This window comes from Noviherbaspirillum pedocola (assembly GCF_016632335.1).
In the GTDB taxonomy this organism is placed as follows: Bacteria; Pseudomonadota; Gammaproteobacteria; order Burkholderiales; family Burkholderiaceae_D; genus Noviherbaspirillum_A; species Noviherbaspirillum_A pedocola.
This window is the reverse complement of record NZ_JAEPBG010000001.1, coordinates 959,786-975,589: the sequence shown is the minus strand read 5'-3', so window position 1 is coordinate 975,589 and position 15,804 is coordinate 959,786. Positions and strand designations below refer to the sequence as shown.

The following is a 15,804-nucleotide window of genomic DNA, read 5'->3' as shown; positions in this document are numbered from 1 at the left end:
GTATCCGGCCCTTTCCGGCTGACTTCTTCCTTCTTTTTGCGCTCAATCGCCAGAATCCTTCGTCCATGCCATCCCACTCTCCCGCCAAGCCCGGCTCCGGCATGAGCCGCACTGAAATCCGCGCCAGCGCATCATTGGCTTCGGTCTTCGCGCTGCGCATGCTCGGCCTGTTCCTGATCCTGCCGGTGTTCGCGGTTCACGCGCGCAGCATGCCCGGCGGCGGCAATGCCACGCTGATTGGTCTGGCGCTCGGCATGTACGGCCTGACGCAATCGATCGGTCAGATCCCGTTCGGCATCGCTTCCGACCGCTATGGGCGCAAGCGCATCATCTTCATCGGCCTGTTGCTGTTCGCGATCGGCTCCTTCATCGCTGCGGCGGCCAATCACATCGTCTGGGTCATACTCGGGCGCGGCGTGCAGGGCGCCGGCGCGATCTCGGCCGCCATCACCGCACTGATCGCCGACATCACCCGCGAAGAACATCGCACCAAGGCCATGGCCATGGTCGGCGCTTCGATCGGCTTGTCGTTCGCGGTGTCGCTGGTGGCGTCGCCCTTGCTGTACAGCGCCATTGGCATGAGCGGCATGTTCGTGCTGATCGGCCTGATGTCGCTGGCCGCGATCGTGGTGGTGCGCTACGTGGTGCCCGACGTGGCCGCGCTGCCGCCGGCAGCGGTGAAGTTTTCCCAGGTATTGAAGATGCCCGAGCTGTTGCGCCTGAATTATGGCGTCTTCACGCTGCACCTGTCGCAGATGTCGATGTTCGTCGTGGTGCCGGCAGCGCTGGTGAAAACCCTGGATCTGCCGGTGGCGCAGCACTGGAAGGTGTATCTGCCGGTGGTGCTGCTGTCTTTTGTACTGATGCTGCCGCCGGTCTTCGTCGGCGAGCGGCACGGCAAGATGAAAGGCGTTTTCGTCGGCGCAATCGCCCTGCTGCTGGCGGTGCAGGTCGGCATGTGGTTCGAACTGTCGCACGGCGTGCATTGGGCGCCGCTGGTCGGCCTGTTGCTGGCCTTCTTCGTCGCTTTCAACATCCTCGAGGCGAGCCAGCCTTCGCTGGTGTCGCGCTTTGCGCCGGCCGGCGGACGCGGCGCGGCGCTCGGGGTCTACAACACGCTGCAGGCCTTGGGCCTTTTCTGCGGCGGTGCGGCCGGCGGCTGGCTGACCCAGCATCTGGGGCCGTCGACGGTGTTCATCATGGGCGGATCGCTCACAGTGCTGTGGCTTATAATTGCCGCCGGCATGAAAAATCTACCGCGGCGCGGCAAGCAACAGCAGCCGGCCGCCGCTTAACAGAAGTAAGAGGAGAAAGCACTCATGGCTTCGGTCAATAAGGTCATTATCGTCGGCAACCTGGGCCGCGATCCGGAAACCCGTTACACCCAGGGCGGCGACGCGATCACGAACATCGCCGTGGCCACCACCGACAAGTGGAAGGACAAGGCCACCGGCGAGCAGAAAGAGCAAACCGAATGGCATCGCATCAGCTTCTTCGGCAAGCTGGCCGAGATCGCCGGTCAGTATCTGAAGAAGGGTTCGCAGGTGTATGTCGAAGGCTCGCTGCGCACCCGCAAGTACACCGACAAGGATGGCGTGGAGAAGTACGCTACCGAGATCCGCGGCGACACGATGCAGATGCTGGGCAGCCGGCAAGGCATGGGCGGCGGCGCGCAGTCCGATGACAGCTACGGCGGCGGCTACAGCGCCCCGCAGCAGCAGCGTCCGCAATCCGGTGGCGCGAGCCGCCCGGCGCCGCAGCAGCGCCCGGCGCCGAGCTTTTCGGATATGGATGACGATATTCCGTTCTGATTCCTTCGTTTTGCCGCAAGCAGCATGAATGACGGAGCCGTTCGCGGCTCCGTTTCCATTTGTGTGTTGCCGGACCCCGATACGGTTTACAACCCCAGCAGCCATCCCGCCGCTGCCGCTAGCAATACCACCCACACCGGCGACACCCGACCCACCGTCAGCAGGCCAAACCCCGCCAGTGCCAGCCCGAAATCCGCGCGTGAATGAATGGCGCTCGTCCACACCGGTTCATACAGCGCCGCCGCCAGCACGCCGACCACCGCCGCATTGATTCCCGCCATTGCCCGCCGCACCATTTCCCGGTGCCGCAGCGCTTCCCAAAATGGCAGCGCGCCGGCGATCAATAGAAAGGCCGGCAGGAAAATTGCCGCCAGCATCAGCAGTCCGCCGCGCCAGCCGCCCAAAGGTGCCATCGCGGCGCCGAGATAGGCAGCGAAGGTGAACAGCGGTCCTGGCACTGCCTGCGCCGCTCCGTACCCGGCGAGAAAGGCTTCATTGCTAACCCAGCCGTTCGGCACGACGCTGGCCTGCAGCAGCGGCAGCACCACGTGGCCGCCGCCGAAGACCAGCGCGCCGGCGCGGTAGAACGTGGAAAAGGCGGTGAGGGCCGGGGAGGCAAAGGCGCTAGCCAGCGCCGGCAGCGCCAGCAGCAGCGCGAAGAAAAGCAGTAGCAGCGTCGCGCCAAGCCGGCGACTCACGCCGTAATCCCGGTGCACCGCGCTCGGTAATTGCGGCAGCCGCAACCAGGCCAGGCCAATGACCCCGCCAGCCGCGATCGCTGCCAATTGCCCGGCCGCGGACGGCAGCACCAGCACCAGCAGCGCGCAGGCAATGGCCAGCGCCGCGCGCGGGCGGTCCGGGCACAGCGATTTCGCCATGCCCCATACCGCCTGCGCCACCACCGCGACCGCCATCACCTTCAAACCATGCACCGCGCCCGATTGCGCGAAACCTGCGAGATGCGCCACGCCATACGCGAACAGGATCAGCGCGGCTGCCGAAGGCAGCGTGAACCCGGCCCAGGCGGCGAAAGCGCCGGGCCAGCCGGCGCGGCCCAGACCAAGCGCGATGCCGACCTGGCTGCTGGCCGGGCCGGGCAGGAATTGGCACAGCGCCACCAGGTCGGAATAGCTGACGTCGTCCAGCCATTTGCGCCGCTCAACGAATTGCGTGCGGAAATAACCGAGATGCGCGATCGGCCCGCCGAAGGAAGTGAGGCCCAGCGCCAGGAAGGCGAGAAACACCTCGCCGGCCGTGCCCTTGGCGGAGGCCTCGGTATGCGGCGCGGCGCGCGCATCGGTGTCGGCGGAGGACGTCGGCGGGAGAGAGCTCATGGCTGGGCGCAGGCGCGTCGTGAAGTTGACGATCCGGCATTGTATGCCGCGGCGTGTTGCCGGCGTCCCGACCAGCACCCTGGAAACTGCGATGGACGCTTCAAGGAAGCCATCAGCGCCTGCAGGCATTAAAATCCCGTTTCTCCGTGCGGACGTCGGTACGCCCGTCGACAATCACAGCGAATGAACAAGACTTCCCACAGCAAGCAGAACCGCTTTGCCCGCGTCATCGGCAGCCGCCCGGTGCTGGTTGCCGGCGCGCTGGCGACCGTGTATCTCGCTGGCGGCCTGTTCGGCGTGCCGGCACTGCTGCAGTGGCAATTGCCGCAGCAGGTCGAATCCCGGCTCGGCGCTACGCTGGAACTCGGCAAGGTGTATTTCAACCCGTTCACCCTGGTGCTGGAGCTGCGCGACATCAACCTGCGCACCCGGCGCGAAGGCGCGCTGCTGTCGGCGGACCGGCTGCGCATCGACTTCGAGCTGTCTTCCCTCTGGCACCGCGCCTGGACCTTTGCCGACATCCTGCTCGACCAGCCCACGCTGACCCTCGAACTCGACAAGGACGGCAAGCTCAACCTGCAGCCGCTGCTCGACGCCATGAAGTCGCCGCAGGACCAGAAGAAGGGCGCGCCGCCGCGCCTGCTGCTGCAGCGCCTGGTGCTGCGCAATGGATCGGTCAATTACACCGACGCATCGCTGACCCAGCCGCTGGTGACGCATCTGTATCCGCTCTCCATCGAAGCGACGGATCTGACGACGATTCCTTCGCGCACCGGCAGCATCCGTTTCTCGGCGCGCAGCGAAGCCGGCGAAATCCTGAAGGGCGCCGGCACGCTGGGCCTGCAGCCGTTTTCCGCCGGCGGCAGCCTCGAGCTTTCGGCACTGAAGGCCAACACGCTGGCGCGCGCGCTGCATCGGCAACTGCCCTGGCGCCGCGCCGACGGCAGCATCGCGCTGCGCAGCGACTGGCGCTTTGGCATGTCCGGCGATGCGCTGTCGGGCGAACTCGACAAGCTGGAACTGACGTTGACCGGCCTGGCCCTGGCCGAGCCAAAGGGCGCGGCGCCGGCAATGTCGCTGGACACGGCGCGGCTGCTGCTGCCGAAGACCACGCTCGGTTTCGGCAGCAACAGCGTGCGCATCGATGCGGATGCGCCGGAACTATCGCTCGGCGCCGCCAGCGTTGTGGCCAGTGGTGCCAGCGTGCAGACGCCGGGAGCATCGCTGCGCGGCAAGACGGTGACGCTCTCTACCGGCGCGAACCTCGCGCTCGCCTTGCAGGGCATGGAACTCGCGCTGCAGCGACTGCAGGTGAAGGCGGCGGGCAATGCCATCGATGTCGCCGCACCGGCGCTGCAGGCCGCCAGTCTCGACATGACGCAGGATGACAAGGGCATGGCGTGGGTCGCACAAGCGCCGGCCCTGTCGATCCGGAGCATGAACCGGCAGGGCGCGGACGGCACCGTCCGACTCGGCGCGGCCACGCTGGGCGCGCGTCGCCTCGAAGCCGGCAGCCGTGACAAGGCGCCGTTCGGCCTGCAGGCGCAGGCGGCACGTCTGACGCTGGCCGACGCCGCCTGGCGCCGGTCGCGCGATGCGGACAATCTCGCCACGCTCGGCAACGGCACGCTGGATGCAGCTGCCCTGAAGCTATCGCTGCCGACCTCGGGCGCGCAGCTGGCAGCCAGCGGCATGGAGGCGAAACTCGGCAAGCTCTTGATGAAGGACCCGCGCGCGCCCGGCGAACTGGCGCATGTCGACGCCGCCAGCATGCAGGGTGCCGCGCTCGATCTGGCGGCGCGTCGCGTCGACCTCGGTACGATCACGCTTGCCGGTGGCGCGGCGACGCTGCGCGTCGACAAGGATGGCGCTTTCAACTGGAGCGCGCTGGCTGCGCCGTCAGCGTCCACCGCGTCCACCGCGTCGTCCACGCCTGCCGCGCGCGACGCATCCACCGCTCCGACTGCGCCCGTCGCATCCACGGCTGCTTCCGCGTCCGCTGCACCCGCCGCATCCGCAACCACATCCGCCGCGCCCGATGCAGCGCCCGCGTCTCGAGGCACCGCCCCGTCATGGCGCGTCACCGCCAACAGCATCGCGCTGCAGCGTTTCACCGCGAACCTGGCCGATGCGCGCCAGACGCCAGCCGCAGCGCTGACACTCGAAAGCATCGACGCGACGCTGGCTAATGTCGACACCGCTGGCCGGGCGCCGTCCCAACTACGCTTCGCGGCCCGTTCGGGCGCCGGCAGCCTGTCGGTCGATGGCAGCATCGGCCTGTCCGACGGCGCTGGCGATCTGGCCCTGAAGGCCATTGCCCTGCCACTGCAGCCGGTGGAGCCTTACCTCGCCGGCATTGGCCGCCTGGCGCTGGCTTCCGGCACCTTCTCGGCCGATGGCCGCCTGAAACTCGCCGGCCGCGGCGGCGCGCCGATGCTGGCTTACACCGGCGGCGCCGCGCTCAATGGCGTGGCCATCGACCAGACCGCGCCGCGCCAGCGCTTCCTGTCATGGAAAACGATGGCGGCTGCCGACATGCGACTCACGCTCGCGCCGAACCGGCTCGCCATCGGCCAGCTGCGCATCGACGGCCCGGTCGGCGAACTGCTGATCGCGCAGGACGGCAGCGTGAACGTCGCACGCGTGCTGGGCCAGGACAAGGCGGCCAAGGGCGATGCGGCGCAGAAGCCCGTGCCTGCCGCAGCCGCGACCGACAACGCCGCAGCAGCCCAAAGCGATGCGGCCGATCCCTTCCCGGTGACGATCTCGCGGCTGCGCGTGGACAACGGCACGCTGACCTTCGCCGACTTCAGCCAGCAGCCGCAATTCAGCACGAAGATGCGCGATCTGCATGGCGTGATGACCGGCCTGTCCACCGTGCCGGGCCGGCGCGCGCGGCTGCAGTTCGATGCCGCAATCGCCGAATACGGCGAAGCGCGCATCGAAGGCAGCATGAATCCGTTCAAGCCGGCCTATGCGACCGATGTGCGCATGGCTTTCCGCAATGTCGACATGTCGGCGCTGTCGCCCTATGTAGTGCGTTTCGCTGGCTACGAGGTGAACTCCGGCACGCTGGCCATGGATTTGCATTACCAGGTCGAGCAGAGCCGCCTGGTCGGCGAGAACCGCGTCGTGCTTGACAAGGTGCAGCTCGGCAAGAAGGTGGAAAGCGAAGGCGCGCTCGATATTCCGCTCGAGCTGGCGCTGGCGCTGCTGCGCGACGAGAACGGCGTGATCCGCATCGGCGTGCCGGTGTCGGGCGATTTGCAGAATCCGCAGTTCAGCTTTGGCGCCGTGGTGCGCCATGCGCTGGGCAATGTGCTGCGCAATATCGTGTCGGCGCCGTTCCGGGCGCTGGCTTCGCTGCTGAAGATAGGTGGCGGCGAGGAGCTTGACAGTATCGGGTTCGATCCCGGCAGCGCCAGCCTCGCGCCGCCCGAGCGGCAGAAGCTGGACCGGCTGGCGAAGGCGCTGGCGCAGCGTCCCGGTGTGAAGCTGCTGGTGCATCCGGCGCTGAACCGGGAGGCGGATGCGGCCGCACTGCGTTCGCTGGCGCTGCGTCGCGAAGTGCTGACGAAGATGGGCGTGACGCTAGAACCGGGCGAGGACCCCGGCCCGCTGAACACTTCCGCGCCGCGGGTGCAACGCGTCATCGATGCGCTTGCCGCCGAGAGGCTGCCGGATGCGCGTGGCTTGAAGGCGCCCCCCGGCATGGCGCCGGATGCCTGGCGTGACCGCCTGCTCGAGCGCCTGATTGCCGTTCAGCCTCTGCCGAGCGAAGCCCTCGCAGCGCTGCAGCGCGAGCGCGGCGAAGCGGTACGCGCGGCGCTGACGCGGCAAGAAGGCCTCCCCGTCGAGCGTGTCGCGCTGGCCCAGCCGGAGGAAGCCGACAAGCTGCAGGATGGCGAGGTGCCGATGCGGCTGGAACTGGCGGCGCAGGAGACGCCGCAGGCGCAGCCGGCTCAGTAGGTCAGTCCCACCGAAAACCGGTTCTGCGTCGCGCGTCCGAAGTTCGCATACGGATCATGCGCGATGCGCAGAAAGCCGTGGCGATGGGTATAGGTCAGCGTCAGTCCATGCCCGTGCACCTGGACGCCGTCGTCGGACAGCCCGCGCTTGTAGGTGCCGTCGATGGAGACGCGGTCGGTATCGCTCAGGTCCACATGCGCATACAGGTGGGTGACGCGCTGCCCGGTACCGAGCCTGTCATCGCGGATCTCGTACAGCGACAGATCGGTTCTCGGAATCAGCCCGGTCCCAACGCCGATGGTATAGGCATCGTTGGGATCGAAATTCAGGTTGTAATAGTTGCGCAGGTTGGTGCGGCCGAAGCCGGCGATCAGATAGACCGGGCTTGCGGTCTGCAGCGTCGCCGAGCCGCCGAGGAAGCCGCCACTGGCCGCCTGTGCCGACCAGACCACATGGCCGGCGCGAAAGTTCTCTGTGTATTCATAGCCGGTACGTTCCTGCCGCGCGCCGCTGCGCTCGCTGTAGTAGCCGAGCCAGGCGGCGTGTGGGCCGGTGTTGGCGCGCAGGTTGAAGTCCCAGGCGTGGTTGCCGTCGGAGGATTGGTACCAGGAGGGGGTGAGTTTGAGGGAGAGCTTGTCGTCGGTGTCGGCGCATGACGCGACCGCGGGGAACAGCCAGACCACAAGCCAAGTAACAGAGTAGCGCAACGCAGAGTGTGATGGGAACGCCATCATGATTCGCAGGAATGGAAAAGCGCCCATCTTATCCGGTACGCGTCGTTTTCTCCGTTCCGGGATTCGTCGCATTGTTTTTCACGCAATCTCCGTAGGAATGCGCTTCGCCAGCCACTTGGAACCGGCGCATTCAGGCGCATGCCGCAGATGTGCCTGGACGTTCTGGCGACATGGTCGATGTCCGTGGATGCGCTCGCGCAGAAACAAAAGGTCCGGTAAAAACCGGACCTTCTTCAAAAACAGCGGCTGCCGAAGAGCGGCTCAGGACGCCTTTTTTTTCATGCGGGAGAGCGAGAATGCCGCCAGTCCCATGCCGAGCAGCACCAGCGGCATTGGCTCGGGCACAGGTACCGGGTCGCCGGTCGGCGTAATCTTGCCGTCCTTGGTGCCGATCGAACCGGAGTTGCCAACCGTGATGCCGCGAATGTCAGCGGCGGTGTAGTAACCGCCAGCGATCTGCTTACCGTCAGCGGAGCTGGTGGTGAGGAAAGAGGTTGCGCTCAGGCCAGTGGCAGACAAATCGAACACCGAGGTCATGCCGCCAGTGAAACGCGGATCATTGCCCGAGCAATTGTCACTCGAACAGGCGAAATTCATGTCAAAAATGCCAGCCTGGACGTTCGAGCCGCCGTTGGTGTCGCCGAGCAGGAAAGTTGCTTTGAAGCCGCTGACATAGCTTGCGGTGATAGGCAGCACGTTCGAATTGAACAGCCAGTCGACAACGAACTCACCCGTCGGCGTATTGGTCGTTGCATTCACCAAGTTGTTTTTCAACGTGAGCTGCACATGGTTTGCGGTGGTGTCGGTAAATGTCGCGGTAAGCCAAGGCGTGATGTCCGTCGCGGCCGGCGTGGCACCATTGATGCTCTCGGTGAGGTTGAACGTAAGGACAGCAGCATGAGCAGATACCATGGCGCCCAAAGCAGACAAGACTACTGCACACAATAGTTTCTTCAAGATGTTCTCCGTGAAAGTTGTTCGTTACGCATTCCTCTATGCAATATTGATGCCAGTAAATTTTTACTTTCATAAACAATGACTTGGAGAAATTAGGTTTCGGTACCATTAGTTGGCTGTAAATTTTATCGACAGGTCTCGCAGAAGCTTTTTGGCATTCCGCGGTAGCGTTGTTCTTGTCGACAGCGTTTACTTGTCCGCAAGAATCCATGCCATAGCTGCGCGGGGAATTTCTGCCGATATCCTATGCTGTCATCGAATTTACAGTTCGTCAGCGTATATCCGGCCCACTCGAGCTGCAGGCTGCAGGGGCGATCGGCCTCTCTTTTCCAGTGCGCCGTCCGAAAAGCGGCCAATGGCCAAGCGCGCGATGTCGACCGCATAGCGTGCAAACACGCTCTCCAGGCAACGGCTGATGAGGGTCCCATCAATGCCTTGGCGGCGACGCGAGATGGCGTCAGCAGTGGCATCCTTTAAAGCCGGCGCGAGCAGGATCGCGCCGGCTGCGTCGGTGAGAAGCTGCAGCAGCTCCAGCCTGCGATGCGTATGGCTATCGGCGCCACATGCGCCAAGGTACAGGAGGGCGGAGCATGAGATAGCTGTCGCGCGACGTATCAACCGGGAGCGTTTGCAGGCTAGACGGCGTGGGAGCAGCAACTGCCTGCGGACAGGAGTGCAGCTGAGATGAAGTGGGCATGGCAAGGAAGCGGCAACGATTGGCCTGCATCTTGGGGCAATGCAAGGCGGTTCAGTGCGAGCTCACGATTTTGATGACCTTAGCACGCCAAGCTTGGCGGCGCGGACAAGGCTTGGATCGTGCTTGATGTCGAAAGCCGTTTATATCGGTACCGAATAAAGAATGGATGCAAAAGTCGCCGCAATCAAAGATCCGTAGAGAAGTTTTTCGAGCAGCATCATGATGTTCTCCCGCTTGTGTATGTATTAATTATTTGTCATCTTGACGGGAGGATTCTTGAGTGAACGCAACAAAAATCCATAGAAGCCATGGATGCCGTCAGTCTTGCGAGGGTCTTGAGCAAGCGATATACAGCCAGGCTCCTGCTAGTGATATTGCCTGTTCTCAGTCGACCAGTTCTGCAGAAATGTGCCCCAAATCCCTGTTGTTCACTTCCCCAATATCTGGGCTTTGTTGTACAAATAAGTAAAGGGCGAGTTTGCTCTTTTGCAGGCGGACTTATGGCATAGGGATCGTGACGGGCGTGCCAAGACGCGTGAAGCGATTCAGCAAAGCGGCACGCACCTGCAATTCGGCCACTTGACGATCGAAGTCCCGCGCTCGGATGCGCTCGCCAAGGAGCTTGAAGCAGCGCATTTTCGTTTCGACGAGACTTCGTCGATGATAGCCACTCCAGTTTTCCATATCGTGCGTCCAAGTCGGCGCGTCGCTCGCAGGATCTCATTACGCGCCTGCGCGCCAGGGCGATTCGTCTTCCAGGGCTTGGCATTTCTTCGGGTAGGGATGACGGCGTGCGCCTGGCGTAGCGCGATGGTTTCATGACAGGCCTTGGTGTCATAAGCGCCATCGGCGCTGACACTGGCAATCTGCCATGGCCTGACGCAACGGCAGATTGAACAGACACTTGATGCTCAGGCAGAACTGAATCGCTTCGTCACTGAAGCATGGACTCCGCCCGCGCTTGCCAGTGGCTCGGCCCTGCCAGTTCATTGCAGGGTCGAGCCAGATCAGCAGCGAGCCGCGCGCTTTCAATGCCGCGTTATACATCTTCCAGTTCGTCGTTTGGTACTTCCGGGGAGCGGGTTTCATGCGCCTAGGCTACATGAGTACCCGACGCAGTGCCGCCTCGTCGATTTATGCAACAGAGTCGATCGGATCGTTGAAATCAAAATCCAATTTCGGCTTTCCCCACACATTCCATTCCCTCGTGGAACGCCGCTTCATTCTGCCGTCGCCTTGGCTTGCGGTCCGGGCCTGCAAAACCGATCTCATGTTTCGTAAAAGAAATTTCGCTTTCTCAGGAAGCCTGCGCCTTTAGGAGCGCCATCTGCGAACAACATGCAAACGTACTGAAATCTAGTACGAATCTCCTATTGTCTTCCAGTAAGCATGGTGCAAAATTCCTACAAATTTCGGTAGCAATGTGCGATTTGTCTGACAGACGACTTACATAAAATGGCGCTCGACGATGTGACATTTGCCTGCTGGCGTTTGACATTCGATGCCACAACAGTGCCTCAGCGGCGGTATGCAACCCAGATCGATCCAACCGACGGCGGTCCGCAAAACAGCAGCACACAACAGGATTTCTGAATAAAGACCCGCCCCATGCAGCAGACGAACGCGCTTGCCGTCGATGAAGACGGCGCCTGGGATTTGCCTCCCGCCGCAAGCATGGCCGACGACCCCCTGCTGGGCTGCCTGCTTGCGCTGACCCGCTTGCATAACAAACCGGTTTCCGCCGATACGCTCACCGCGGGGCTGCCGCTGGTCGACCATGGCCTGACGCCCGCACTGTTCATCCGCGCCGCGCAGCGCATCGGCTATTCCGCCAAGTTGGTTAAGCGTCCCCTCAAAGACATCTCCAGCCTGGTGTTGCCGGCAGTGTTGCTGCTGCACGGCAGGCAGGCCTGCGTGCTGCTCGGCATCGAGGCAGGCCAGGCTCGCATCCTGCTTCCCGAATCAGGCACCGGTATACAGGACATCGTGCCCGATGAACTGGCGCAACGCTGCACCGGCCACGCCATCTTCGTGCGGCCGGCGCACCGCTTCGATGCCCGCACCCAGGACAGCGCCGTGCCGCGCGCGCACTGGTTCTGGGGCGTCGCCGTCAAGGCCTGGCCGATCTATGCCGAAGTGCTGATCGCCTCGGTGCTGATCAATTTGTTCGCGCTGGTCATGCCCCTGTTCTCGATGAACGTGTATGACCGCGTAGTGCCTAACCATGCGACCGAAACGCTGTGGGCGCTGGCCATCGGCGTGACCATGGTCCTGACCTTCGACCTCGTCATCCGCGCGCTGCGCGGGTATTTCATCGACGTCGCCGGCAAAAAACTCGACGTGGTGCTGTCCGCCAGCATCTTCGAAAAGGTGCTCGGCATGCAGCATGCCGCGCGCCCGGCCTCGGTCGGCGCCTTCGCTTCCAACCTGCAGGAATTCGAAGCCTTCCGCGAATTCGCGACCTCGGCCACCATCACCGCAGCGATCGACCTGCCCTTCGTCTTCATCTTCATCATCGCGATGGCCTGGATCGGCGGCCCGCTGGCCTGGATTCCGGTGGCCGCCGTGCCGCTCATCGTCGGCTTTGCGATGGCGCTGCAAATGCCGCTGGTGCGCATCGTCCAGGAAAGCAGCAAGCTCGCGTCGCAGCGCCAGGCCACGCTGATCGAAAGCCTGGTGGGCATGGAAACCATCAAGGTCCATGGCGCGGAAGGGGCGATGCAGCGCAAGTGGGAACAGCTGCTCGGCCACATCGGCAAGCATGCGCTGAAATCGCGCTTTCTCGCCTCCTGCGTGGTCAACTTCTCGACCTGGGTGCAGCAACTCGCCTATGTCGCGGTGATCCTGTACGGCGTCTACCTGATCGCCGACGACAAGCTCACCACCGGCGCCCTGATCGCCTGCACCACGCTGATCGGCCGCGCGCTGTCACCGCTGTCGCAGGTAGCTGGCCTTTTGACCCGCTACCACCAGTCGCGCGATGCGTTGAAATCGATGAACCGGCTGATGAACCTGCCATCCGAGCGCCCGGCCGACAGGGACTTCGTGCATCGCCCCGAGATCCATGGCGCAATCGAATTCCGCAATGTCAGCTTCCGCTATCCGGAGCAGAGCCATGACGCGCTGTCCGGCGTGTCGTTCTCGATCGCGCCCGGCGAAAGGGTGGCCATCATCGGCCGCATCGGCTCGGGCAAGACTACGTTGGAGAAACTGATCCTTGGCCTGTATGCGCCGGCAGAAGGCGCGGTATTGGTTGACGGCACCGACCTGCGCCAGCTCGACCCGGCCGCGCTGCGCCGCGGCATCGGCCATGTGCCGCAGGACATCACGCTCTTCTACGGCAGCGTGCGCGACAACATCGTGCTTGGCGCGCCGTATGCCGACGATGCCGCGGTGCTGCGCGCGGCCGCCATCGGCGGCGTCACCGACTTCACCAGCCGCAGCGCGCAAGGCTTTGACCTGCAGGTCGGCGAGCGCGGCGAACGCATCTCGGGCGGCCAGCGCCAGGCGATCGCGATCGCGAGAGCCGAGCTGATGGCGCCGCCGGTGCTGCTGCTGGACGAGCCGAGCAGCGCCATGGACAGCCGCACCGAAGAACAATTCAAGGCGCGCCTTGCCGCGCAACTGGACGGCCGCACGCTGATCCTGATCTCGCATCGCGCATCGCTGCTGTCGCTGGTCAACCGCGTCATCGTCATCGAGCAGGGCAGGGTCGTGGCCGATGGGCCCAAGGAAGCGGTGCTGGCCGCGCTGGCGGGAGGAAAGATCCATGTCGCAGCCAATTAAGCTTCCACCCGAGCCGCGGCGCAGCCTCGCCCGTCGCGCGATCGACGCGATGATGCCCGCCGCGAACGACACCGACTACATGCGCGAATCCAGCGCCGCGCTGATGGAAGGGCCGCGCTTCTTCAGCCACTGGATCCTGTGGCTGACGCTGCTGTTCGTCGCCTGCGCATTCGCCTGGGCGGCGCTCACCGAGGTCGATGAATTTGCCGTCGGCGAGGGCAAGGTGATTCCCTCGAGCCAGGTGCAGATCGTGCAGAACCTGGAAGGCGGCATCGTCTCCGAAATCATGGTCAAGGTTGGCGACAAGGCGCAAAAGGACCAGCCGCTGATGCGCATCGACGAGACCCGCTTCGCCGCTTCCTCGCGCGAAGGCCAGGCCAAGGACCAGGCGCTCCTGGCCCGCATCGCGCGCCTGAGCGCCGAAGCCGAAAACACGCCCTTCGCACCCGCCGCCCGGCTGGAGAAGGACATGCCCGGCCTGATCGCGGAAGAGCGCAAGCTGTACCTGAGCCGTCGCAGCGAGCTGCAGGCCAATCTCGCGATCCTGAAGCAGCAGCTCGATCAGAAACGGCAGGAGCTCACCGAGAAGCGCGCGCGCGCCGCGCAACTGCAGGAGAGCCGCGCCCTGATCGGCAAGGAAGTGGCAATGATGCGGCCGATGGCGCAGCAGGGCGTGGTCTCGGAAATGGAAGTGCTGCGCCTGGAGAGGCAGAGCAGCGACCTGCAGGGCGAACTCGACGCGACCCGGCTGGCCATCCCGCGGCTGGAGTCAGCGCTGCGTGAAGCGCAGCAGAAGCTCGACGAGCTGGTCGCGCGCTTCCGCGCCGATGCCGCCAAGGACCTGAGCCAGGCCCGCGCCGACCAGGCAGCGCTTTCCGCCGCCAATGCCGCGCTCGACGACCGAGTGACACGCACCATGGTGCGCGCGCCGCTGGCCGGCACTATCAAGCAGATCAAGATCAACACCGTCGGCGGCGTGGTGCAGCCCGGCATGGACATGATCGAGATCGTGCCCGACGACGACACGCTGCTGATCGAAGCGAAGGTCAAGCCAGCCGACATCGCCTTCCTGCACCCCGGCCAGGAAGCGCTGGTGAAGCTGACCGCCTACGACTTTTCGATCTACGGCGGTTTCCCGGCCACGCTGGAGCAGATCAGCGCCGACAGCATCACCCCGGACAAGCCCGGTGAGAAGCCCGAAAGCTATTACCTTATCCGGGTGCGCACGAAGAGCAATCACCCTAGCGGCCGCAAGGACGCGGTGGCCATCATCCCGGGCATGGTGGCGACGGTGGACATCAAGACCGGTCGCAAGACGGTGCTGCACTATCTGCTCAAGCCGATCATCAAGACCCGGGACATGGCGCTGCGAGAGAGATGAGATGAACACCGCCATCATGATTGCAAGCCCATCGCCGCAGTGGCTGGGCACTTGGGCGCAGGGACTGGAAGACCGCTTGATAACGACGGCATCCAGCCTGGACCGGCTCTACGAGGAACTGGTGCGCCGGCAGCCAGAGGTGCTGCTGCTCGATCTCGCGTTGCCGGGAATGGGCACGCCCATGGAAATCGCGCCGCTGTTGCGAAGGCACGCCGGCATGCGCATCGTCGCGCTCGGAACCGACGGCGACGACCACCGCGAACTGGCGCTGTTCCGCATCGGCGTGCGCGGCTGCTGCAGGGACGACATTGCGCCGTCGCAGTTGGCGCAGATCGTCGCTGCCGTGATGCGCGGGGAACTCTGGATACGCAGGACGCTGACGCCACGGCTGCTGGACGAACTCGGCGCGCGCCTGCGCGAGGAAAGCGAAGGCAGGCGCGAAGCGGTGGCAAGGCTGCAGGAGCTGACGCGGCGCGAACGCGAGATCGCCGACCTGGTGGGCAATGGCGAATCCAACAAGGAAATCGCGCGGCGGCTGGATATCACCGAGCGCACGGTGAAGGCGCACCTGACAGAGATCTTCAGGAAGCTGCGCATTGGGGACCGGTTGAAGCTGGCGCTGCTGATCACCGAGGCGCCAATGTGTTGAGCGGGGCGATTGCGCCGCAGTCGCCTAGAGATTCCTACGTGGTTGAGGCCGGCGACGATGCCGGCTATGGATGGGCGGCCATACCCAATACGCTCTTTGAAGCACCTGGCGATACCCCGTACCTCGATACCTCGACATCGCGATACCTCGATACCCCAATACCTGGATACCCCAATACCGTTCGCCCTGAGTAGGCCACGAAGTGGGCGTATCGAAGGGTCTGCTCGCGCGGCTATAACGCCTTATTCCGATCTGAGCGCCAAACACCGCCCCAGCTAATGCTCCTGGCTGTAACCCACAGAGTGCTTACGTGCGCACGCCCGTCCGAACAGCCATAGCCTGCGCACGCACAGCAGCTTTCTTCACTCTTGCACCTCATGGAACGGCATTGCCTCCCAATTCCACGGAAGGCGCTCGCACACGCCATTCAGTTCCTTTATCGGCGCGCTGTGGAACTCGGGTGTACCAAAGTCCAATGGTCGCGCG

At 64.1% G+C, this 15,804-nt stretch carries 9 protein-coding genes and 1 pseudogene; 6 read left to right on the top strand and 4 right to left on the bottom strand.

Features of this window, described 5'->3' with window-relative positions:
* The first annotated feature begins 101 nt into the window (after positions 1-101).
* Both JJB74_RS04360 and ssb read left to right on the top strand, forming a co-directional pair.
* Positions 102-1,295 carry an MFS transporter gene (locus JJB74_RS04360; protein ID WP_200590770.1) on the top strand — a complete coding sequence of 398 codons (1,194 nt, stop codon included), beginning with the start codon at positions 102-104 and terminating at the stop codon, positions 1,293-1,295.
* A 24-nt stretch (positions 1,296-1,319) separates the two neighbouring features.
* On the top strand, positions 1,320-1,811 hold the full coding sequence (gene ssb, locus JJB74_RS04355; RefSeq protein WP_200590558.1) for a single-stranded DNA-binding protein: 492 nt from the start codon (positions 1,320-1,322) through the stop codon (positions 1,809-1,811).
* An 86-nt stretch (positions 1,812-1,897) separates the two neighbouring features.
* Here ssb and chrA read toward each other — a convergent pair whose 3' ends face one another.
* A complete protein-coding gene (gene chrA, locus JJB74_RS04350; RefSeq protein WP_200590557.1) occupies positions 1,898-3,145 on the bottom strand; it encodes a chromate efflux transporter in 1,248 nt (415 codons plus the stop codon).
* 183 nt (positions 3,146-3,328) lie between these two features.
* On the opposite strand from chrA, the gene JJB74_RS04345 reads away from it, so the two are divergent.
* Positions 3,329-7,114 (top strand): DUF748 domain-containing protein, encoded by a 3,786-nt coding sequence (locus JJB74_RS04345; RefSeq protein ID WP_200590556.1) that lies wholly within the window; start codon positions 3,329-3,331, stop codon positions 7,112-7,114.
* Here the strand turns inward: JJB74_RS04345 and JJB74_RS04340 are convergent.
* The 3 genes and pseudogenes from JJB74_RS04340 to JJB74_RS04330 all read right to left on the bottom strand — a co-directional run bounded on the left by JJB74_RS04340 (position 7,108) and on the right by JJB74_RS04330 (position 10,591).
* Entirely contained in the window at positions 7,108-7,821 is a 714-nt protein-coding gene (locus JJB74_RS04340) for a hypothetical protein (RefSeq protein ID WP_200590555.1), read from the bottom strand. The two genes, JJB74_RS04345 and JJB74_RS04340, sit on opposite strands and share 7 nt — an antisense overlap.
* A gap of 288 nt (positions 7,822-8,109) precedes the next feature.
* On the bottom strand, positions 8,110-8,805 hold the full coding sequence (locus tag JJB74_RS04335; protein ID WP_200590554.1) for a PEP-CTERM sorting domain-containing protein: 696 nt from the start codon (positions 8,803-8,805) through the stop codon (positions 8,110-8,112).
* Positions 8,806-10,000: 1,195 nt separating this feature from the next.
* Positions 10,001-10,591, bottom strand: a pseudogene (locus tag JJB74_RS04330) (IS5 family transposase).
* Between the two features lie 519 nt (positions 10,592-11,110).
* Here JJB74_RS04330 and JJB74_RS04325 point away from each other — a divergent pair.
* From JJB74_RS04325 to JJB74_RS04315, 3 genes are read left to right on the top strand one after another with little or no spacing between them, the layout of a single operon-like run.
* Positions 11,111-13,288, top strand: a complete 2,178-nt coding sequence (locus JJB74_RS04325; protein ID WP_200590553.1) for a type I secretion system permease/ATPase — start codon at positions 11,111-11,113, stop codon at positions 13,286-13,288.
* The gene (locus JJB74_RS04320; protein WP_234483700.1) at positions 13,272-14,669 is read left to right on the top strand and encodes an HlyD family type I secretion periplasmic adaptor subunit; all 1,398 of its coding nucleotides are present in this window, start codon (positions 13,272-13,274) and stop codon (positions 14,667-14,669) included. Before JJB74_RS04325 ends, JJB74_RS04320 begins: the two co-directional genes overlap by 17 nt.
* 1 nt (position 14,670) lies before the next feature.
* Complete coding sequence (locus JJB74_RS04315; RefSeq protein ID WP_200590552.1) at positions 14,671-15,318, top strand: LuxR C-terminal-related transcriptional regulator; 648 nt, start codon at positions 14,671-14,673, stop codon at positions 15,316-15,318.
* Positions 15,319-15,804: the final 486 nt, after the last annotated feature.